General features: G+C 71.2%; 19 protein-coding genes. 7 read left to right on the forward strand and 12 right to left on the reverse strand.

All coding sequences use genetic code 11. The features are described 5' to 3' along the window. Positions 1-15: 15 nt before the first annotated feature. From guaB to AQI70_RS18720, 3 genes are all read right to left on the reverse strand, one after another. Positions 16-1,518 carry an IMP dehydrogenase gene (gene guaB / locus AQI70_RS18710; RefSeq protein WP_062151175.1) on the reverse strand — a complete coding sequence of 501 codons (1,503 nt, stop codon included), beginning with the start codon at positions 1,516-1,518 and terminating at the stop codon, positions 16-18. Positions 1,519-1,671: 153 nt separating this feature from the next. After that, entirely contained in the window at positions 1,672-2,259 is a 588-nt protein-coding gene (locus AQI70_RS18715) for a sigma-70 family RNA polymerase sigma factor (protein WP_003998749.1), read from the reverse strand. A 304-nt stretch (positions 2,260-2,563) separates the two neighbouring features. Then, positions 2,564-3,175 carry a response regulator transcription factor gene (locus AQI70_RS18720; RefSeq protein ID WP_003948568.1) on the reverse strand — a complete coding sequence of 204 codons (612 nt, stop codon included), beginning with the start codon at positions 3,173-3,175 and terminating at the stop codon, positions 2,564-2,566. Between the two features lie 381 nt (positions 3,176-3,556). On the opposite strand from AQI70_RS18720, the gene AQI70_RS18725 reads away from it, so the two are divergent. Continuing rightward, positions 3,557-3,886, forward strand: coding sequence for a WhiB family transcriptional regulator (locus tag AQI70_RS18725; RefSeq protein ID WP_037886981.1), 330 nt, complete (start codon positions 3,557-3,559; stop codon positions 3,884-3,886). Between the two features lie 69 nt (positions 3,887-3,955). Here the strand turns inward: AQI70_RS18725 and AQI70_RS18730 are convergent, their stop codons facing one another. Continuing rightward, complete coding sequence (locus tag AQI70_RS18730; RefSeq protein ID WP_062151178.1) at positions 3,956-4,861, reverse strand: LysR family transcriptional regulator; 906 nt, start codon at positions 4,859-4,861, stop codon at positions 3,956-3,958. An 80-nt stretch (positions 4,862-4,941) separates the two neighbouring features. Between AQI70_RS18730 and AQI70_RS18735 the strand changes: the two genes are divergently transcribed. The 4 genes from AQI70_RS18735 (at position 4,942) to AQI70_RS18750 (ending at position 9,465) form a co-directional block, all read left to right on the forward strand. Beyond that, positions 4,942-5,610 carry an MOSC domain-containing protein gene (locus AQI70_RS18735; RefSeq protein WP_062151181.1) on the forward strand — a complete coding sequence of 223 codons (669 nt, stop codon included), beginning with the start codon at positions 4,942-4,944 and terminating at the stop codon, positions 5,608-5,610. Positions 5,611-5,781: 171 nt separating this feature from the next. Further along, a complete protein-coding gene (locus AQI70_RS18740; RefSeq protein WP_062151184.1) occupies positions 5,782-7,305 on the forward strand; it encodes a multicopper oxidase family protein in 1,524 nt (507 codons plus the stop codon). A 43-nt stretch (positions 7,306-7,348) separates the two neighbouring features. Then, complete coding sequence (locus tag AQI70_RS18745; RefSeq protein WP_062151187.1) at positions 7,349-8,122, forward strand: SDR family NAD(P)-dependent oxidoreductase; 774 nt, start codon at positions 7,349-7,351, stop codon at positions 8,120-8,122. Positions 8,123-8,772: 650 nt separating this feature from the next. After that, on the forward strand, positions 8,773-9,465 hold the full coding sequence (locus tag AQI70_RS18750) for an ester cyclase (RefSeq protein WP_062151190.1): 693 nt from the start codon (positions 8,773-8,775) through the stop codon (positions 9,463-9,465). Positions 9,466-9,528: 63 nt separating this feature from the next. Here the strand turns inward: AQI70_RS18750 and groL are convergent, their stop codons facing one another. The 4 genes from groL to AQI70_RS18770 all read right to left on the reverse strand — a co-directional run bounded on the left by groL (position 9,529) and on the right by AQI70_RS18770 (position 13,630). Beyond that, on the reverse strand, positions 9,529-11,154 hold the full coding sequence (gene groL, locus AQI70_RS18755) for a chaperonin GroEL (RefSeq protein ID WP_062151193.1): 1,626 nt from the start codon (positions 11,152-11,154) through the stop codon (positions 9,529-9,531). A gap of 122 nt (positions 11,155-11,276) precedes the next feature. Beyond that, positions 11,277-11,585 (reverse strand): co-chaperone GroES, encoded by a 309-nt coding sequence (groES, locus tag AQI70_RS18760; RefSeq protein ID WP_003998759.1) that lies wholly within the window; start codon positions 11,583-11,585, stop codon positions 11,277-11,279. Positions 11,586-11,822: 237 nt separating this feature from the next. Beyond that, positions 11,823-12,656 (reverse strand): polysaccharide deacetylase family protein, encoded by an 834-nt coding sequence (locus AQI70_RS18765; RefSeq protein ID WP_062151196.1) that lies wholly within the window; start codon positions 12,654-12,656, stop codon positions 11,823-11,825. Then, entirely contained in the window at positions 12,653-13,630 is a 978-nt protein-coding gene (locus AQI70_RS18770; protein WP_244181713.1) for a polysaccharide deacetylase family protein, read from the reverse strand. Before AQI70_RS18770 ends, AQI70_RS18765 begins: the two co-directional genes overlap by 4 nt. Positions 13,631-13,750: 120 nt before the next feature. Between AQI70_RS18770 and AQI70_RS18775 the strand changes: the two genes are divergently transcribed. After that, positions 13,751-14,929, forward strand: coding sequence for a class I SAM-dependent methyltransferase (locus AQI70_RS18775; protein ID WP_062151205.1), 1,179 nt, complete (start codon positions 13,751-13,753; stop codon positions 14,927-14,929). Here the strand turns inward: AQI70_RS18775 and AQI70_RS18780 are convergent. The 4 genes from AQI70_RS18780 to AQI70_RS18795 all read right to left on the reverse strand — a co-directional run bounded on the left by AQI70_RS18780 (position 14,919) and on the right by AQI70_RS18795 (position 20,273). After that, positions 14,919-16,934, reverse strand: a complete 2,016-nt coding sequence (locus AQI70_RS18780) for a cell wall-binding repeat-containing protein (RefSeq protein WP_079051362.1) — start codon at positions 16,932-16,934, stop codon at positions 14,919-14,921. The two genes, AQI70_RS18775 and AQI70_RS18780, sit on opposite strands and share 11 nt — an antisense overlap. Before the next feature lie 119 nt (positions 16,935-17,053). Further along, entirely contained in the window at positions 17,054-18,319 is a 1,266-nt protein-coding gene (locus AQI70_RS18785; protein WP_062151211.1) for an RNA polymerase sigma factor, read from the reverse strand. Between the two features lie 47 nt (positions 18,320-18,366). Next, positions 18,367-18,723 carry a YciI family protein gene (locus AQI70_RS18790; protein WP_062151214.1) on the reverse strand — a complete coding sequence of 119 codons (357 nt, stop codon included), beginning with the start codon at positions 18,721-18,723 and terminating at the stop codon, positions 18,367-18,369. Between the two features lie 41 nt (positions 18,724-18,764). Further along, positions 18,765-20,273 (reverse strand): MFS transporter, encoded by a 1,509-nt coding sequence (locus AQI70_RS18795; protein ID WP_062151218.1) that lies wholly within the window; start codon positions 20,271-20,273, stop codon positions 18,765-18,767. 84 nt (positions 20,274-20,357) lie between these two features. On the opposite strand from AQI70_RS18795, the gene AQI70_RS18800 reads away from it, so the two are divergent. Next, positions 20,358-21,050, forward strand: coding sequence for a helix-turn-helix domain-containing protein (locus AQI70_RS18800; RefSeq protein WP_062151221.1), 693 nt, complete (start codon positions 20,358-20,360; stop codon positions 21,048-21,050). Positions 21,051-21,137: the final 87 nt, after the last annotated feature.

Raw genomic sequence — 21,137 nt, forward strand, 5'->3', positions numbered from 1 at the left:
ACGCGCGCGTGCGCGTCACTTGCTGCTGTAGTTCGGCGCCTCGACCGTCATCTGGATGTCGTGCGGGTGGCTCTCCTTGAGGCCCGCCGAGGTGATGCGCACGAAGCGGCCCTTGGACTCCATCTCCTCGATGGTGGCGGCGCCCACGTAGCCCATGGTCTGGCGCAAACCGCCGACGAGCTGGTGCAGCACGTTGGCCAGCGGGCCGCGGTAGGGCACCTGGCCCTCGACACCCTCGGGGACGAGCTTGTCGTCGGAGGCGACCTCCGCCTGGAAGTAGCGGTCCTTGGAGTACGACCTGCCCTGGCCGCGGGACTGCATCGCGCCGAGCGAGCCCATGCCGCGGTACGACTTGAACTGCTTGCCGTTGATGAACAGCAGCTCGCCCGGGGACTCCTCACAGCCGGCGAGGAGGCTGCCCAGCATCACGGTGTCGGCGCCGGCGGCCAGCGCCTTGCCGATGTCGCCGGAGTACTGCAGGCCGCCGTCGCCGATCACGGGGATGCCGGCCGGACGGGCCGCGAGGGAGGCCTCGTAGATGGCGGTGACCTGCGGGACACCGATACCGGCGACCACGCGGGTGGTGCAGATCGAGCCCGGGCCCACACCGACCTTGATGCCGTCGACGCCGGCGTCGATGAGTGCCTGGGCGCCGTCGCGGGTGGCGACGTTGCCGCCGATCACGTCGACGTCCACGCTCGACTTGATCTTCGACATCCAGCTGAGGGCGTTGCTGTTGTGGCCGTGCGAGGTGTCGACGACCAGGAAGTCCACGCCGGCCGCGGCGAGCGCCTGGGCGCGCTCCAGCGCCTCGGGGCTGGCGCCGACGGCGGCACCGACGAGGAGGCGGCCCTCGGCGTCCTTGGCGGCGTTGGGGTACTTCTCGGCCTTGACGAAGTCCTTGACGGTGATGAGGCCCTTGAGGACGCCCGCGTCGTCGACCAGCGGCAGCTTCTCGATCTTGTGCTTGCGCAGCAGCTCCATGGCCTCGACGCCGGAGATGCCCACCTTGCCGGTGACCAGCGGCATCGGCGTCATGACCTCGCGCACCTGACGGGAGCGGTCCGTCTCGAAGGCCATGTCACGGTTGGTGACGATGCCGAGCAGCTTGCCGGCCGGGTCGGTGACCGGGACGCCGCTGATGCGGAACTTGGCGCACAGGGCGTCCGCCTCGGCGAGCGTCGCCTCCGGGTGCACCGTGATCGGGTCGGTGACCATGCCGGACTCGGACCGCTTCACGAGGTCGACCTGGTTGACCTGGTCCTCGACGGAGAGGTTGCGGTGCAGCACACCGACGCCGCCCAGCCGGGCCATGGCGATCGCCATCCGGGACTCGGTGACCTTGTCCATGGCGGCGGACAGCAGGGGGATGTTGACCCGGACATTGCGGGAGATGCGGGACGAGGTGTCGACCGCGTTGGGGAGCACCTCGGATGCGCCCGGCAGCAGCAGCACGTCGTCGTAGGTCAGCCCGAGGGTTGCGAATTTGTCGGGCACTCCGTCGACGTTGGCAGTCATGACACCTTCCCCAAATGGCCTTGATCGGTGCGGATGTCCATGCTAACGGGAAGCATGGCTCACTCATTCCACGGTTCTGGGTGACTTCGGGCTTCGTATGTTCGTACGGAACCGGGGGGTCACCTGTTCATCCGGGGGCGCCCCAAGGGGGCGTCACTGCTCGGCCAGCGCGCGCAGCCTGCTCAGCGCCCTGTGCTGGGCAACCCGCACAGCACCGGGTGACATTCCCAACATCTGACCCGTCTCCTCGGCCGTCAGCCCCACCGCGATCCTCAGCAGCAACAGCTCCCGCTGGTTCTCGGGCAGGTTGGCCAGCAGTTTCTTGGCCCACTCGGCGTCGCTGCTCAGCAGCGCCCGCTCCTCCGGGCCGAGGGAGTCGTCCGGGCGTTCCGGCATCTCGTCGGACGGGACTGCCGTGGATCCCGGATGCCGCATGGCCGCCCGTTGCAGGTCCGCCACCTTGTGCGCGGCGATGGCGAAGACGAACGCCTCGAAGGGGCGGCCGGTGTCCTTGTAGCGCGGCAGCGCGAGGAGGACGGCGACGCACACCTCCTGGGCGAGGTCCTCCACGAAGTGGCGGGCGTCGCCCGGAAGGCGGGACAACCGGGTCCGGCAGTAGCGCAGGGCCAGGGGGTGGACATGCGCGAGCAGATCGTGCGTGGCCTGCTCGTCCCCGTCCACGGCGCGATGGACGAGCGCACCGATCGCCCCTGCGGCTTGGGCCGCCTCGTCGTCGCGCATCGGTCCATGGTGCCTTGCGGCCGTGCGGTCCGTGGCATCGCGCCCGATGTTGTGCACCGAAGCGTTATGAGCAGGTGCGCCGGCACTCATCCCCTGCGCCCTCCCCTTCCGCTCGACCGACTCGTCCCCGAGAGACTCCACATCTCAAGGATGCGGCATCCGCGCCGAAACGAGCAGCGGGCACCCGACGGGCCGCCTTGCCACCCCCGCTCACCTTGCGGTACGCGCGCCGGCCGGCCCTTGGAAAAGCAGCCCCGCCCGCCGCACGGCAGGCGGGGATCCCCGTGCCCCCGCTGAGGCCCACCTACCGGACCAGGCCCCACCGGAAGCCGAGCGCCACCGCGTGCGCCCGGTCCGAGGCGCCGAGCTTCTTGAACAGGCGTCGGGCGTGCGTCTTGACGGTGTCCTCGGAGAGGAACAGCTCGCGGCCGATCTCGGCGTTGGAGCGGCCGTGGCTCATGCCCTCCAGCACCTGGATCTCACGCGCGGTGAGCGTCGGCGCGGCGCCCATCTCGGCGGAGCGCAGCCGGCGCGGGGCGAGCCGCCAGGTGGGGTCGGCGAGGGCCTGCGTGACGGTGGCGCGCAGCTCGGCGCGCGAGGCGTCCTTGTGCAGATAGCCGCGGGCACCCGCGGCGACCGCGAGGGCCACGCCGTCCAGGTCCTCGGCGACGGTGAGCATGATGATGCGCGCACCGGGGTCGGCGGACAGCAGCCGCCGCACGGTCTCGACGCCGCCCAGGCCGGGCATGCGTACGTCCATCAGAATCAGGTCCGAGCGGTCGGCGCCCCAGCGGCGGAGGACTTCCTCGCCGTTGGCCGCCGTCGTCACACGCTCGACGCCGGGCACGGTCGCGACCGCGCGGCGGAGCGCCTCTCGGGCAAGCGGGGAGTCGTCGCAGACGAGGACGGATGTCATGGCCGCCCTCCGCAGCTGATGCACGTCACCTTGAGCCTCCAGGCTGGTACGAAATCGTCACCTGTGCGGTCGACCGTCTCGGACACCTGCCCGAGCGCTTGTTCTTTCAACCGCCTCCGCCCTCTCAACGACGGTCACTCGAAAGAGTTACGGGGCTGTGTGCCATCTTCGGCACTCTACGTGAGGGGGTGGACACGGGGCAGACATGCACGACGGACCCTCAATGTTTCATCACAACCCATGCCCCATTCAGCCCTTTTTCTTCCCGTTTGTTGGCGTTTGGGGCTAGATTCGCAATGAGTCATATTTTCATCTCCTTAGATCGTAGATGTACGGTCGTAGACACCGTATCCGCCCAGAACGGCTACAAGGGGTCACGCAATGGCAGATTTCTCCCGCCTTCCCGGACCGAACGCGGACCTGTGGGACTGGCAGCTGCTGGCTGCATGTCGCGGGGTGGACAGCTCCCTCTTCTTTCATCCGGAGGGTGAGCGCGGTGCGGCTCGGAGTGCTCGAGAGAACTCGGCCAAGGAGGTCTGCATGAGGTGCCCGGTGCGCGCGCAGTGCGCGGCGCACGCGCTGGCGGTACGGGAACCGTACGGCGTGTGGGGCGGCTTGACCGAGGACGAGCGCGAGGAGCTCATGGGGCGGGCACGCAACCGGCTGGTGTCGGCGTCGACGACCAGCGCGGAGGCCGGCTCGAACAGCTGAAGGAACGTTTCTGCAACCGGGCACGCGCACGCGTGCCCTTACTTTTGCCAGGGGGCAGTGGCCTTGTCGCTATCGGGCGGCGGCTCGCGCCAGCTGCTCCAGCGTCGCCGCCACCGCAGGCACCTGCGCCAGATCGGGCAGCGTGAGCGCGACGATCTCCCGCCGCACCACCGGCTCCAGCGCCACCATGCGCGCCCCGCGCGGCCGTACCGACTCGACGGCCAGCTGGGGCAGGACGGCCACGCCCAGGCCGGCGCCCACCAGTCCGACGACCGCCGGATAGTCGTCGGTGGCGAAGTCGATGCGGGGAGTGAAGCCGGCGCTCTCGCACACCTCGATCAACTGCCCTCGGCAGCGCGGGCACCCGGCGATCCACGGCTCGGCCGCGAGGTCCCCGATGGCGACAGCCCTCGAGGGCGCGGTGCGCGCCAGGCGGTGCCGTTCGGGTACGAGGGCGACGAGACGGTCCGTCAGCAGCGGGCGTACGACGAGGTCGTCCCACTCCTCGGCGCCCGCGGCACCCTCGTACCGGAAGGCGAGGGCCACGTCGCAGTCGCCCTCGCGCAGCATCTCGACGGACTTCGGCGGCTCGGCCTCCTCCAGGGAGACCCGGGTGCCGGGGTGCGCGGCGCGCAGGGCGGCGAGGGCGGTCGGGACGAGCGTGGAGCTGCCGCTGGGGAAGGAGACGAGCCGGACCCGGCCCGCCCGCAGTCCCGCGATGGCGGCGACCTCTTCCTCGGCGGCCGTGAGTCCCGCGAGAATCCCGGCGGCGTGCCGCACCAGCGCCTCACCGGCCTGGGTCAGCCGCATCTCGCGTCCGCTGCGGATCAGCAGAGGTGTGCCGACGGATGCTTCCAGGGCCTTCATCTGCTGACTGACGGCGGGCTGGGTGCAGCCCAGTTCACGCCCCGCCGCGGAGAAGGATCCGGTGGCGGCGACGGCACGCAGGACGCGCAGATGGCGGGCTTCGATCACACTTCGAGGATAAGCCAGCCTTTGATACGACGCCGAATAATGCGTCGACGCTTTGGCTGCCGGTCGCCTACCGTGCCGCCATGAAGCTTCTCTCTGTGAACCTGGGACGCCCGAAGGCCGTGCCGTACACGGACAACCCGGAGGGGGTGACCGGCATCGACAAACGGCCGGTCGAGGGGCCGGTGCGGGTGGCGGCTCCCGGCCCCAAGGGTGTGGCCGGCAGCGGGCTGGCCGGGGACGCGGTGTGCAAGCGGCAGCACCACGGCGGCGACGACCAGGCCGTGTACGCGATGGCACGCGAGGACCTCGACGACTGGGAGCGCGAGCTGGGACGGCCGCTGGCGAACGGCGGGTTCGGCGAGAACCTCACGACATCCGGTCTGGATGTGTCCGGCGCGCTGATCGGCGAGCGTTGGCGGATCGGGTCCGACGTCGTGCTGGAGGTCACGTGCAGCCGTATTCCCTGTCTCACCTTCCAGGGCCATCTGGGTGAGAAGCAGTGGGTGAAGCGGTTCACGGCCAAGGGGGCGCCGGGTGCGTATCTGCGGGTGATCGAACCGGGCGAGATCCGTGCGGGCGACGCGATGGAGATCATCCACCGGCCCGGTCACGAGGTGACGGTGGCGCTGCAGTTCCGGGCGGTCACGACGGAGCGGAAGCTGCTGCCGCGGCTGCTGGCGGCGGGTGAGGCGCTGCATCCGGAGTCGTTGGAGGCGGCGCGGGAGTACGTGGCGAAGTACGGGGTCTGACGGGACATCAGCCGATGGGCCGGGGGCCGCCGGGGCAGGCGGGGATCTGCCGGACCGGCCCTGGCCGGACAGGCCCTAGGGGAAACCCCCGAGGTACAGCAGGGGTTGGCTCGGGGTCGGCCGGGGGACGCCCCCGATGTCTGGCGGGCGGGGGTCGAGGACGCTCGAAGCATGTCTCGCTTCAGGCGCGTCCTCATCACCCTGGGCTCCGTCGTCACGGTCCTCGTGCTGGCGGTCGGCGGCCTGTTCGCCTGGCTGTGGACCGGCGCCGACGTCAGCACGGTCGGCAAGGCGTCCTTCGACAACGCCCTGGCGATACCGCCCCTGGCCGAGTCGTCCGTCGACAAGGACGGCACGCGCGTCTTCGACCTGCGCATGCGCGCCGGCGAGACGGAGTTCGAGGACGGGCTGAGGACCCCGACCTGGGGGTTCAACGGCTCCTACCTCGGCCCGACCCTGCGCGCGGCGCGCGGCGAGAAGGTCCGGGTGCGCATAGAGAACGGACTCGACGAGGCGTCCAGCGTGCACTGGCACGGCATGCACCTGCCCGCACGCATGGACGGCGGCCCGCACCAGATGATCGAACCCGGCGGCACCTGGACCCCTCACTGGACCGTGGACCAGCCGGCCGCGACGCTCTGGTACCACCCGCACCCGCACGGCGCGACGGAGAGGCACGTACGGCGGGGCCTGGCCGGCATGTTCATCCTCGACGACGACAGGTCCGAGGAACTCGCCCTGCCCAAGCGGTACGGCGTCGACGACCTGCCCGTCATCGTGCAGGACATGCGCTTCGACGGCGCGCGGCTCGACGGCGAACGCAGGATCATGCAGAACGTGGGCTTCCTCGGCGACCGGACGATGGTCAACGGCACGCTGCGCCCCTACCGGGACGTCGCCGACGAGCTCATACGGCTGCGGCTGCTCAACGCCTCGACGGCACGCACGTACGCCTTCGGTTTCCCGGACGGCCGCTCCTTCTCGCTGACGGCGACGGACGGAGGCCTGCTGGAACGACCCGCGCCCATGGACCGCGTCCAGCTGTCGCCGGGTGAGCGTGCCGAGATCGTCGTACGGATGCGGGCGGGTGAGCGCGTGATGCTGCGCAGCTTTCCGCAGGACAACTACGGGGACGGCTGGCAGCGCCGGTTCGGTGGGGGTGACGACTCCTTCGACGTGCTGGAGCTGCGGGCGGCCGGGGAGCTGCGGCCCTCGCCCGACCTGCCGGCCGCGCTGGGCGAGTTGGAGACACCCGACGGCACGGACGCGGTGCGGGGACGGCATTTCGATCTGAAACGGTCCGGTGTCAACGGGCGGGCGATGGACCTGGGCCGCGTCGACGAGACGGTCACCCGGGGGACGACGGAGGTGTGGACGGTCCGCAACGGCAACGGCATGCCGCACAACTTCCATGTGCACGACGTGCAGTTCCGGGTGCTGGAGGTGAACGGCGAGATTCCGCCCGCGGCGCTGCGCGGGCCGAAGGACACGGTGTTCCTGCCTAACGGGACGACCATGAGGCTGGCGCTGCGCTTCAGCGGACCGGCGGATCCGGCCACTCCGTACATGTACCACTGTCATCTGCTGTACCACGAGGACGAGGGGATGATGGGCCAGTTCGTTGTGGTGGAGAAGGGGCAGCAGGCACAGGCGCCGTCGGGCCAATCGGGCCGTCCGGGGCACGAGCATGGCTGAGCGGGGAGCGGAAGCGCACGGTCCGGGTCACTAATCTTGCGCCATGACAACGGCATTGATTACGGGATCGACCGCGGGCATCGGCGCCGCGTTCGCGCGGCGGCTGGCGGCCGACGGACACGACCTGGTCCTGGTGGCCCGGGACACCAAGCGGCTGCGGGAGCAGGCGACCGAGCTGCACGACCGGCACGGCATCGAGGCCGAGGTGCTGACGGCCGACCTGGCGGAGGACACCGGGATCGAGGCGGTCGCCGCCCGCCTCGGCGATCGCAGGAACCCCGTCGACCTGCTGGTCAACAACGCCGGCTTCGGCAACAAGGGACGCTTTCTCGATGTGTCCATGGCCGACGAGCTGAAGATGCTCAAGGTGCACTGCGAGGCGGTACTGCGCCTGACGTCGGCGGCGACCGAGGCGATGCGGGAGCGGGGGCGGGGCGGTGTCGTGAACGTCGCGTCCGTGGCGGCCTTCGTACCGCGCGGGACGTACGGCGCGTCCAAGGCGTGGGTCGTGCAGTTCACGCAGGGGGCGGCGCGGGATCTGGCGGGGAGTGGGGTGCGGTTGATGGCGCTGTGCCCGGGGTTCGTGCGGACCGAGTTCCATCAGCGGGCGGGGATGGGGACGGACAACATTCCGGGGTGGATGTGGCTGGACGCGGACAAGCTCGTGGCGACGGCGCTCAACGATCTGGCGCGCGGGAAGACGGTGTCGGTTCCGGATCCTCGGTACAAGGCGTTGATGGGGGTGGTGAAGGTGGTGCCGCGGGGGGTGCTGGGGGGAATCACGTCGAGGACGGGGCGCAAGTACGGGCCGCAGTAGGCCCCTGCCGGAGGGCCTCGACGAGGATCGGCACGGCGGCGGGTTCGAGGTGCAGCACGCCGGGGAGGGCGTCCGACCACGGACGAGGGTCATGGCGGCATCGAGGAGTGCGCCGTCGTCGTTGAGCAAGGGCCTGGCCCAGTTGAGTGCCGCTGCGGGCTCGCCTTGCTCGGCGAGGCACTGGGCCAGAGTGTCCCGGGCACTGGCGTGAGCGTCACCGGGCGGCAGCCGGCGGACGAACCACGCGGCCCTCTGGCGCAGTCCGGCACGCATGAGGGCGCGGACCATCCGCCACCCCACGGTCAGCTCTTCGCTGACGCCGCAGACGCGCAGCGCTCTGTCGGCAGCGCGGTCAGAAGGCCGCGCGCTTCCTCCCGTAGTCCTCGTTCGGCCAGGGCACGGGTCGTTTCCGCCGTCGCGGGACCAGCAGGCATACGCGGGCCCGGATCGTCGGTGCAGAAGGCGGACAGCTCGGCCAACTCATTTTCCTGTCGACCGGCTCGGGCGGGCGATCCTGCGGGCCTGCTCCCGGTAGGCCGACACAGCGCATGGCGTCATGATGCCAAAGCGGCGAAGAGGCGCCCTGCCGTCACAGTGGCGAGAATGGTGCTGTCCAGCCGCACCCAGGGGGGCCGGGAGGCGATGACGTCATGACCTTCGTACAGCTCATCGACTGCAGGACCAGCCGTTTCGACGAGATGAACCGGCTGCTGGACCAGTGGGTCGAGCAGACCAAGGGGAAGCGGACGGCGACGCACGACATCATCGGGAAGGACCGGTCCGACGCGTCGCACTTCATCGAGATCGTGGAGTTTCCGTCGTACGAGGAGGCGATGCGCAACTCCAGCCTGCCCGAGACCGACCGGATCTTCCAGGAGATGGTGGCGCTCTGTGACGAGACGCCGACGTTCACGGATCTGGACGTGGTGCGGGACGAGCAGCTGAACACGCTGGCCGCGCGGACCTTCTTCGAGGCCATGGGCAGGATGGAGCCGGAGCGGATCGGCGACCACCTCACGGACGACTACGTGGATCACGATCCGTCGTACCCGCAGCCCGTGCAGGGCGTCGCCGGGGTGCGCGAGCAGTACGCGGGCTGGCGGGCCGCCTTCGACTTCACGTTCCGGATCGACGACCAGCTGGCCCAGGGCGACCAGGTGTGTACCCGGTGGATGTGGACCGCGCGGCACAAGGGCGAGTTCCTGGGGATCCCGGCGACCGGGCAGGACGTGGCCATGCAGGGCATGACCTGGCAGCGGTTCCGGAACGGGAAGATCTGCGAGAGCCACTGGCTCTACGACCGGGCGGGGCTGCTGGAGCAGTTGGGGGTACTCGGTCAGTGACGCCCGCGAAGGGAGAAGCCCCCCGCTGACCGCAGCGGGGGGCTTCTTCGGGTGGTGCGTGCCTCAGTGGGCGTGGCCGTGGCCGTGGCCCGCGGCGGCCGGCTCCTCCTCTTCCTTCTTCTCGACGACCAGGGTCTCGGTCGTGAGGAGGAGGGAGGCGATGGAGGCGGCGTTCTCCAGGGCGGAGCGGGTGACCTTGACCGGGTCGATGACGCCGGCCTTGACCAGGTCGCCGTACTCGCCGGTGGCGGCGTTGAAGCCCTGGCCCTTGTCGAGCTCGGCGACCTTGGAGGTGATGACGTAGCCCTCCAGGCCGGCGTTCTCGGCGATCCAGCGCAGCGGCTCGACGACCGCGCGGCGGACGACGGCGACACCGGTGGCCTCGTCGCCGGTCTTGCCCAGGCCACCCTCCAGCACCTTGGCGGCGTGGACGAGCGCGGAGCCACCACCGGAGACGATGCCCTCCTCGACCGCGGCGCGGGTCGCGGAGATGGCGTCCTCCAGACGGTGCTTCTTCTCCTTCAGCTCCACCTCGGTGGCGGCGCCGACCTTGATCACGCACACGCCGCCGGCCAGCTTGGCGAGGCGCTCCTGGAGCTTCTCGCGGTCCCAGTCGGAGTCGGTGTTCTCGATCTCGGCCTTGATCTGGGCGACGCGGCCCTGGACGTCCTCGGACTTGCCGGCGCCGTCGACGATGGTGGTGTCGTCCTTGGTGACGGTGACGCGGCGGGCGGAGCCCAGCACGTCCAGGCCGGCCTGGTCGAGCTTGAGGCCGACCTCCTCGGAGATGACCGTGGCGCCGGTGAGGACCGCCATGTCCTGCAGCATCGCCTTGCGGCGGTCGCCGAAGCCGGGGGCCTTGACGGCGACCGCGTTGAAGGTGCCGCGGATCTTGTTGACGACCAGGGTCGACAGGGCCTCGCCCTCGACGTCCTCGGCGATGATCAGCAGCGGCTTGGAGGAGCCGGCCTGGATGACCTTCTCCAGCAGCGGCAGCAGGTCGGCGATGGAGGAGATCTTGCCCTGGTTGATGAGGATGTACGGATCCTCCAGGACGGCCTCCATGCGCTCCTGGTCCGTCACGAAGTACGGCGACAGGTAGCCCTTGTCGAAGGCCATGCCCTCGGTGAAGTCCAGCTCCAGACCGAAGGTGTTGGACTCCTCGACGGTGATGACACCGTCCTTGCCGACCTTGTCCATCGCCTCGGCGATGAGCTCGCCGACCTGCTGGTCCTGGGCGGACAGCGCGGCGACGGCGGCGATGTCGGACTTCTCGTCGATCGGGCGGGCCGAGGCGAGGAGGTCCTCGGAGATGGCGGCGACGGCCGCGTCGATGCCCTTCTTCAGCAGCGCCGGGGAGGCACCCGCGGCGACGTTCTTCAGGCCCTCGCGGACCAGCGCCTGGGCGAGGACCGTGGCGGTGGTGGTGCCGTCACCAGCGATGTCGTTGGTCTTGGTCGCCACCTCCTTCACCAGCTGGGCGCCGAGGTTCTCGTACGGGTCCTCGACCTCGACCTCGCGGGCGATCGTGACACCGTCGTTGGTGATGGTGGGCGCGCCGAACTTCTTGTCGATGACGACGTTGCGACCCTTGGGGCCGATCGTCACCTTGACCGTGTCGGCCAGCTTGTTGACGCCGCGCTCGAGGGCGCGACGGGCGTCCTCGTCGAACTTCAGGATCTTCGCCATGACAGCGGGAGCCCTCTCGGAATCTGTGGGTTAAAAAAGACACTGCGCCCCGGGCGCCCGGCTTCTTTAGAGTGGTCGCGGGGGCCAGGGGCGCAGCTTGAAGCAAATGCTTCGAGGTGGTCTTACTTCTCGATGATCGCGAGCACGTCGCGAGCCGAGAGGACGAGGTACTCCTCGCCGTTGTACTTCACCTCGGTGCCGCCGTACTTGCTGTACAGCACGATGTCGCCGGTCTTGACGTCGAGCGGAAGACGCTCGCCGTTCTCGAAGCGGCCCGGGCCCACGGCCAGGACGACGCCCTCCTGGGGCTTCTCCTTGGCGGTGTCCGGGATGACCAGGCCAGAGGCGGTGGTCTGCTCCGCGTCGAGCGGCTGGACCACAATGCGGTCCTCAAGCGGCTTGATGGCAACCTTGGAGCTGGTGGTCGTCACGATCCGACCTCCCCCTTCGGAGATCTCACGGGGTTAACTGTCTGAGGTGGCGACCAGGTGGATCCGTCGTCGCGGGTGCCGGACCTGCCCGTCGCGTTGTTGGCACTCTCCAGGGGGGAGTGCCAGAGCCGAGACTATGACCGCGATTAGCACTCGGTCAAGCGGAGTGCCAATTCGCTGCGCTGACCGAGCCGCGTTTCGGGTGACCGGCGTCGGTTGCGGCCGTCCGGAGGGGCTCTAGAGGTAGTCCTCCAGACGACCCACCGTCAGCCCGCTTGCCTGGATCTCCCTCAGCAGCCGTGTCGTGCGTTCCCTGAGGCTCAGACCCACCGGCTCGCCCGAAGGGACGGACACGATGTCGCCGGCCCTCAGCCGGGCGGGGCCCTCGGCGTACGTCAGTTCGCCGTCGCCCTCCATCGCCGCCCGCCACAGCACCACCGCCGTCACACCGCAGTGGGCCGCCGCGCGCAGCGTGGTGGTGTCGTAGGTGCCGTAGGGCGGGCGGAAGAGGCGCGGGCGGATGCCGAAGCGGGCGCGGAGTTTGTTCTGCTGGCCGCAGATCTCGGCGCGCTGGCCGGCGTACGGCAGACCGCGCAGGGCGGCGTGGTCGAGGGTGTGGTTCTGGATCGACGCGCCCACCGAGCGCAGGCGTGCGAAGTGGCCGTAGCCCGGGCCCACCACGCTGTCGGTGAGGAACATGCTGACGGGAAGCCGCAGTTCACGCACCATGTCGACGAAGCGCGGGTCCTTCTCGGCGCCGTCGTCGTAGGTGAGGAAGACGACCTTGTCGCGGGTGGGGACGCGGTCCACGACCGGCAGCGGGTGGCCGCCGGGCAGTGGCCGGCGCCGGGCGGGCGGGGACGGGGGCGCGGGCAGCGGGGCGGTCAGGCCCCAGCGGCGGTACGGCTGCGCCGTGGGCGCCGGGCCCGCCGCCGCCCGTGCGCCCTGGGCCGTCCTCTCGCCCGTCCCGCCGCGCGCATCGACCGACCCGGCCGACTGGGCGCAGCCGGCGAGCAGGACGAACGCCGTGAGCACCGCCGCCAGAGCCCGCACCCCCGGCGCCGGCCTCACAGGTAGTCCTCCAGCCGGGCCACCGCATAGCCCTCGGCCGTCACCTTGTTCAGGAACCGGCGGATCATGTCGGGCATTGTGCCCTTCCAGTCGTCCCGGCCCCGGAAGTGACTGAGGACGATGTCACCCGGTCGGATCCGCCGGTCCCACTCGCGGTACTCCCAGCGGTCCACGAAGACCTCCTCGTTCCACAGGGGGACGTACTTGATGCCGCAGGACTTCGCGGCGCGCAGGCTGTTGCGGTCGTAGTTGCCGAAGGGCGGGCGGAAGAGCAGCGGGCGTTGCCCGTAGCGCCGCTCGATCACCTCCTGCATGCCGCAGATCTCGCGCCTCTGGCCGAGGTAGGACAGGGACGGCAGGTAGGGGTGGTTGAGGGTGTGGTTGTTCAGGACCACGCCCTGTCTGCGCATCCGCTCGAAGTAGCCGTAGTCCTCCTTGATCAGGTAGTGGCTGAGGAAGGCGGTGTACGGCACCTGCAGGTCGCTCATCATCCGCAGGAACGCCGGGTCCTTCTCGGCGCCGTCGTCGATGGTGAGGAAGACGACCCGCTGCTTGGTGGGGACGGTGGTGAAGACCGGCGGGAGGCCGAGCTCCTCGTGTCCGGCGACCTCGAAGCCCCGCCGAGTGGTGATCTTCGGCTTTCTGGCCGGGGGCGGCGGGGGTGTGAGCGGGACGGCGGCCAGGCGCCAGCGTCTCGCGGCGGCGACCCGGGCGGCGCGGGCGGCCTGGGCGGAGCGGAACTTCTTCGCGGGCGGGTCCGGGGTGGCCGCCGGGGGCGGGGCCTTGAGGGGCGGCCGGCTCGGGGAGGGGCGGGCGGTCTCGACTCCGGTGCCCTGCGCACAGCCGGAGGCGATGGCGGCGACGGCCAGCACGGCGATTCCGCCGCGGAGCCGCGAACGGCCGGCCGTCCGGTCACGACGCCTCCGGGCTGCTCCAATTAGGCGACTTTTGTCATTTTTTCCTACTACTCGCATGGTGCGGGATCTTCGCAGGCACCCGTCCCGAAGCCGGGCCGACACCGCCGCCGCGGCCGGACCATCCACCGACTGGCCCACAGTGAGCGGACCGTTGACCGGCTGGCCGACAATGGCCCGGTGAACGACCTCGCCTCCCTCCTCACTCCCGAGGGCCGCGCCCTCCTCGACGCCGTACGTGACACCGACCCCGCCGACGAACTCGCCGTCGCCACCCGGCTGCGCCGCGAACACCCCGCCGAGCTGGTGTCGGCCGCCCTGGGCCAGGCGCGGCTGCGGCAGCGGGCGGTGGCGAAGTTCGGGGCCGCGGACGCGGGGCGGATGTTCTTCACGCCGAACGGGGTCGAGCAGTCGACGCGGGCGAGTGTCGCGGCGTACCGGGCCGCGCGGATGGCGGAGCTGGGGGTCGGCTCGGTCGCCGACCTGTGCTGCGGGATCGGCGGCGACGCGATCGCGCTGGCGCGGGCCGGGATCCGGGTGCTGGCGGTGGACCGGGATCCGCAGACCGCGGCTGCGGCGCGGGCGAACGCGGAGGCGCTGGGGCTCGGTGACCTCATCGAGGTGCGGGAGGCGGATGTCACGGAGGTCGACACCGACGGCTACGACGCCGTGTTCGTCGACCCGGCCCGGCGCTCCTCCAAGCGCGGCCGGATCTTCGACCCCGAGGCCTACTCGCCCCCGCTGTCCTGGGCCGTCGAGGCGGCGCTCAAGGCTCCGCGCGCCGCGCTGAAGATCGCGCCCGGTGTGCCGCACGAGGCGGTTCCGGCCGAGGCCGAGGCCGAGTGGATCTCCGACGGCGGGGACGTGAAGGAGGCGGTGCTGTGGTTCGGTACCGCGCCCGGTGCGGTGCGGGCGACGCTGCTGCCCGGGCCGCGCAGCCTGCTCGGGAAGGGGCTCCCCGATCCCCGGGTGCGGCCGGTCGGGCGGTACCTGTACGAGCCCGACGGCGCCGTCATCCGCGCCCACCTGGTCGCCGAGGCGGCCGAGGAGCTTCAGGGCGGGCTGCTCGACCCGACCATCGCCTACGTCACCGCCGACGAGCTGCGTCCGACCCCGTACGCCACGGCATACGAGATCACTGATCAACTCCCCTTCAACGTGAAGAAGTTGAAGGCCCTGCTGCGGGAGCGGGAGGTCGGGATCCTGACCGTGAAGAAGCGCGGTTCTGCGGTCGAGCCGGAGGAGTTGCGCAAGAAGGTCAAGCCGTCCGGCCCCCACTCGGCGACCGTGTTCCTGACCCGGGTCGCGGGGGCGCCGACCATGCTGATCGGCGCCCCCGCGGGACCGGCTACCGGGTGACCGTCGCCCGCAGCGCGGTCAGGTCCGGGCGGGTGGTGGGCTCCGCCTTCATGGGGGTGCTCGAACTCGTCGCCGGCTCCTGGCCGTTGTAGTACGGCGTGTAGTCCCACAGGCTGCCGCTCGCGCTGATCGCCGTGCCCGCGGCGTTCGCCGCCGCCGTGGACACCGAGCCGGTGCCGCCGAAGACAGCCAGGTAGTTGACGTTCGCGGCGCCCCTGACCAGGTACGACCTGGTGTCGGTGGAGAGGGCGTCGACCCTCGTCCACAGCAGCGGGCCGAAGACGTTCATCGCCGCGGCGGCCGTGGTGCCGCCGCGCCAGCTGTCGACGGAGGCGAGCGCGGCGTTGCTCGGGCCGCGCCACCAGAAGCGGGCGAGCGTGGCCGCCGTGGCCTCGTGGGTGCTCGCGGTGATCGGGTAGTAGCTGTACGTCGAGGGCCAGTTGGAGAAGGTCGTGTGGGTCAGCGCGTACTTCGCCGAGCCGCCGACCGGGATGATGTACGTCTCACGCGGGTCGAGGCCGTTCAGGTACGACTTCACGGACGAGGTCAGCTTGTTGCCGTCGTTGAGGACGACGACGGACCTGCCGGTCCGGCCCTGGGCGCCGGCGGCGGAGGCGGCGGCCAGCGCGGAGTGGTGGTCGGTGCCGGTGGCGAGGAAGACGCTCTCGGGGGCGCTGGTGATCGACTTGGCGACGGCGACCGAGGTCGAGTAACGGGACGTGCCCGCAAGGCGCTTGGGGGTGAAGCCGAGCGAGGAGACCTTCGAGGCGACGCCGCTGCTCAGGATGGAGGTGCCGCCGACGAGGTAGACCGTCGCACCGGGCTTCAGGATGCGCTTGAGCTCGGTCTGCACGGCGGAGGACAGGGAGGTGGCCGGCGTCAGCAGCACCGGACCGCCCTTCTTGCCGGCGAGGGCCGGGGCCGTCAGCGCGTATGGCGCGCTGTCCTTGGAGACCAGGACGGCGGAGGAGGCGTTCATGAGACCGGCCTCGCTCTGGCCGACGGTGTTCCAGGTCCAGCGGGACCCGGCGATGTTGGTGCCGTGGACGTCGGCGCCCCAGACCCGGCCGACGCCGTTCTCGCGCAGCGGCTGCCAGGCGGGCGAGCGGCCGCCGTAGGGGAAGGGGGTGCCCCTGGTCACCGAGTCCGCGGTGACCGTGAGGACGAGGTTGCTCTCCATGCAGCAGCTGCCGGTCTCGGTCGGGCCGTCGTAGTGGACGACCAGCCGGTCGCTCGCGGGCGCCCAGGAGGGGGACGAGTAGGTGCCGCTGTCGTTGGTGAGGCGGCGCTCGCCCGTGCCGTCGGTGTTGATGGAGAACAGCTGGTCGTGGCCGTCGACGCGGCGGAGGAAGGCGAGCTTGGTGCCGTCGGGCGACAGAGCGGGCGCGGCACCGTTCGTGACCAGCGTGGTCTGGGTGCCGGCGCCGGCGTCGTAGAGCACGACCGACGGCGTCGTGGTGGTGCATCCCGGGCCGCCGCGCTGGAAGGCGACGATCCGGCCGGCCGCGGCGCCGCTCGGGTAGGTGTCGCAGCCGCCGGCGGCCAGCAGGGCGGTCGGGCGGCTGCTGCCGTCGGGGGCGATGGAGTACAGCTTCTTGGCCGCGGAGAAGACGATGCCGCGGCCCGCGGCCCAGTACGTCGGGCGGGACGGAGCGCGGCCGTTGTCGGTCCCGTCGTAGAGCGTGGTCGGCGTGCCGCCCGCGACGCTCACGGTGCGCAGGGTTCCGGCCTCCTCGAAGGCCACGCGGCTGCCGTCGGGCGCCCAGGCGGGCGTCTCGGCGTCCGAGCCCCGGTAGACGTACTTGTCGCCAGCGCCCTCGGCGTCGACCAGGGAGATGCCGTCGTTGATCACGGCGATGGCGCCGTCGGTGGCCGGCCATCCGGCGACGTCGGCCGACGCGCCCGGGGCGAGCGCGACGGCGGTGCCGGCGGCGAGGGCCGTCACGGCGGTGAGCGCGACGAGTCTGCGGCGCGCGGCTGATGTGGCGGATCCTGAAGATCCCATGCGTGTACCCCCCACGGGTGTCGGAACGGCTGCCCGACCGCGGAAGGTGTCACGCCGGCTGCGGCAGCCGCGCAACTGTAAACCGTCCCTGACCAGGAAGGGAATGGTTTACCGAGCAATCACTGTGCGGGAAGTGAACGGAGTTTCGCCCGCAGCAGCTCCCGCTCGCGTTCGTTCACCGTCAGTTCCGCCGCCCGGGCGAGCTCCGCGCGCGCCTCCGTCGTACGCCCGAGGCGGGCGAGCAGATCGCCGCGCACGCTCGGCAGCAGGTGGTACTCCTGGAGGGCGGGTTCGGCGGCGAGGGTCTCGACGATCTCCAGGGCCGCCCCGGGCCCCTCCGCCATCGACACGGCGACCGCGCGGTTGAGTTCGACGACCGGGGACCGGGTGCGGGCGGCGAGCAGGCCGTACAGGGTCGAGATCGTCCGCCAGTCGGTCTCCTCGTACGTGTAGGCGTGCGCGTGGCAGGCGGCGATGGCGGCCTGGAGGGCGTAGGGGCCCGGGGCGCCCGCGGCCGTGGCCTCGGCGCGGCCCAGTGCGTTGATGCCGCGGGCGATGAGCATGCGGTTCCAGCGGCGGCGGTTCTGGTCCTTGAGGAGGATCGGCGCGCCGTCGGGGCCGGTGCGGGCGGCCGTGCGGGACGCCTGGAACTCCAGCAGCGAGGTGAGGCCGTGGACCTCCGGCTCCTTCGGCATCAGGGACGACAGCACACGCGCCAGGCGCAGCGCGTCCTCACACAGGGACGGGCGCAGCCAGTCGTCGCCGGCGGTGGCGGCGTACCCCTCGTTGAAGATCAGGTAGATGACGTCCAGGACCGAGCCGAGGCGGGCCTCGCGGTCGGGGCCGTAGGGGACCTCGAAGGCGACGTTCTTGGTGGCGAGGGTGCGCTTGGCCCGCACGATGCGCTGGGCGACCGTGGACTCCGGCACCAGGAACGCCCGGGCGATCTCGGGAGTCGTCAGGCCGCCCAGCAGCCGGAGCGTGAGGGCGATACGGGCCTGCGGCGACAGCACCGGGTGACAGGTGGTGAAGACGAGGCGGAGCAGGTCGTCGTCGATGTCGTCGGGGTCGGCGGGCTCCTCGGGCGGTGCCGTCGTCTCCAGGTCGCGGCCGATCTCCTGGAGCTTGCGGGCGTAGTTCTCGCGGCGCCGGATCAGGTCCACGGCGCGGTGCCTGGCGGTGGCCATCAGCCAGGCGCCGGGGTTGTCGGGGACGCCGTCCCGGGGCCACTGCTCCAGGGCGGCGACCAGCGCGTCCTGCGCGAGTTCCTCGGCGATGCCGACGTCCCGGACGACGCGGGTCACGGCGGCGATGACGCGGGGGGACTCGATACGGAAGACGGTCTCGATGGAGCCGTGCGGGTCTGCGGTGGGCTGCGGGGTCACAGCCCACCATGCAACACCCGTACGACCGGGGATCCAAGGAGGGCAGGTCAGCCCTCGGCGATCTCCCGGACCTCGCAGGTGACCTGCCATTCCTCCCCGTGGACCTTCAGGAACCGCGAGGCCCACTCCAGTGCCTCGGCCTTGTCCTTGCACTGCATGATCGCGTAGCCGCCGATGACCTCCTTGGTCTCGGTGAACGGCCCGTCGGTGACCGAGATCTTCGCACCGTCCCAGTGCACGCGGGTGCCCTGCGACGACGGGGTGAGCCCCGCGGTGTCGAGCATCACCCCGGCCTTGGTGATCTCCTCCAGCAGCTCCCCCATCCGCTGCATGAGCTCGGGGCTGGGGCCCTCGGCGGGGGCGTTGGCCTCGTCGACGCGGACCAGCGACATATAGCGCGGCATGGTGACTCCTCGGGGTCGGCGACCGGGTCCCTCCCGGCCTCTCACCCCTGCGTCGATCGGGAGGCCGCCGGATCGACACGCTCCCCGGAATTCTTCCGAGATTTTTTTCCGGCGGGCGTCTGTGCAGGTGGGCCCCCGTGGTCGGCCCCCTTCCCGGACAGCAGTCCGGCGGCGAGCGCGGCCACCGCGAGCAGCCCCGCCGCCACCCAGTACGCCGCCGCGTACCCCGCGACGAGCCCCTCGGCCCCCTCCCCGCCCGAGCCCGCGCTCGCGCTCGCCGCGACCGTGACCAGCACGCCCAGCCCCACAGCCCCGCCCACCTGCCGCGAGGTGTTGAGCAGCCCGGAGGCCATTCCCGTCTCCTCCTGGGCGACCCCCTCGGTGGCCGCCGTCCCCAGCGGTACGAAGCACATGCCGATGCCGACGCTGGCGACCGCCGACGGTCCGAGGACGGAGAGCAGGAACCCGCCGTCCACCGCCATGGCCGCCGCGAACCACGCGAACCCCGCCGCTCCGAGCAGCCCGCCCGCCACCAGCAGGACCCCGGGCCCGAACCGCCCGACCGTCCGCGCGGCGATCACCGTGCCGGCCACGACCCCGGCGCAGAACGGCAGGAAGGCGCCTCCGGCGGCGGTGGGCCCGTACTCCAGGACCTGTTGCAGGTAGAGGGAGGTGAAGTAGAAGGCGGCGAACTGGCCCGCCGACATCAGCAGTGCGAAGACGTTCGCCGCGAGCACCGGTCCCTGGGCGAGGATCCCGAGCCGCAGCAGCGGCTGCCGTACGCGCGTCTCGGCCGCCGTGAAGAGCGCCAGCAGGAGGGCGGCCGCGGCCAGCGCGCCGCCGGTCTGCCAGGACACCCAGCCATGGGTCTCGGTCCGCACCAGGCCCAGGACGAGGAGCGAGGTACCGGCGGTGACGAGGAGCGCGCCGAGCGCGTCGAGTCGTGGCCTGCTCCCGGTTCCCGGCCGGTCGTCGGCGGGCACCGCGGGGCGTACGAGGGCCAGTACGGCGGCCACGACCGGCACGTTGACCAGCATGACCGCGCGCCAGCCGAACCAGTCGGTGAGCAGCCCGCCCGCGAGCACCCCGACCGCGCCACCGGCCGCACCGGCGGCACCCCACAGTCCGAGGGCCCGCGAACGGGCCGCTCCGGCCGGGAAGTTGACGGTGATGAGGGCGAGCGCGACCGGCGACAGCAGGGCCGCGCCGACGCCCTGTGCGGCCCGGGCCGCGATCAACTGGCCCGGCGCCTGGGCGAGTCCGCCGAGGAGGCTCGCGAGCCCGAAGAGGACGAAGCCGGCCACGAGGACCCGTCGCCGGCCGGCCACGTCTGCGAGCCGTCCGCCGAGCATGAGCAGCCCGCCGAAGGTGAGCGCGTAGGCGTTGACGACCCAGGCCAGCGACTCGGGGGCGAAGCCGAGGCCGCCGCCGATGTCCGGCAGGGCGACGTTGACGACGGACATGTCGAGGGAGACGAGGAACTGCACGGTGAGCAGCACCGGCAGTAACCAACGGCCCTGGCGCGTCTGGGAGTTCAGCGTATCCACCATGCGAGGCAGATTAATATACGCGTATAGAAAATAACCAGGGCCGCCCGCGTACCGGCGCGTTCCGGCGCGTTCCGGCGCGCGAGAATGACCCTCGTGGCAGAGAAACCGAGCGCTCAGGGCCGCAGACGCGGCCGCCCGCCCCGTATCGCGGCGGAGCAGATCGTCGACGTGGCCCGGCGGATCATCCAGGAGGAGGGCGTCGAGGCACTGTCCATGCGCCGGGTCGCCAAGGAGGTCGGAGCGACGCCGATGGCGCTCTACCACCACGTACGCGACAAGGACGAGCTGCTCCTGCTCACCCTGCGGGGCATGGCGGCGACGTTCCCGCGTCCGACGCTGCCCGCCGACCCCCGCGACCGCATCCTCACGACCGCCGTCCATATGCACGCGATCCTCAGCGAGGTGGTCTGGGTCATCGACGTACTGAGCCTGGGCGACCTCACGGACAAGGCCGCCCTGTGGATGCCCGAGGAGATCATCGACTCGGCGATGGCCTGCGGCCTGACCGCCGAACAGGCGCTGCACGCCTACCGCACCATCTGGTACGTCGTCTACGGCGCCCTGGTCTTCCAGCGCGCCGACGCCCGCCGCGCCGCCGACCCCGACCGCAGGCCGTTCTTCCCGACACACCTCACGAAGGAGGACACCGAGGCGCTGCCGCGCATGACCGAGCTGGCGGCGAGGTGGGAGGAGCTGAAGGGGCGTTACGACGTGGCCGAGCAGCTGGCCGGGGTGGTGGACGGGCTGTTGGGGAAGCGCCCGGTCACCGAGGGGTAGGTCCGCGGTCAGGGCGTGGCACTGCCCCATGGAGTCGTCCGGCGTCGCCGCGGGGCGGCCCTCCGCGCCCGTCCCCCGGCGTGCCGC

The sequence above is a fragment of the Streptomyces curacoi genome, assembly GCF_001513975.1.
Lineage (GTDB): Bacteria > Actinomycetota > Actinomycetes > Streptomycetales > Streptomycetaceae > Streptomyces > Streptomyces curacoi.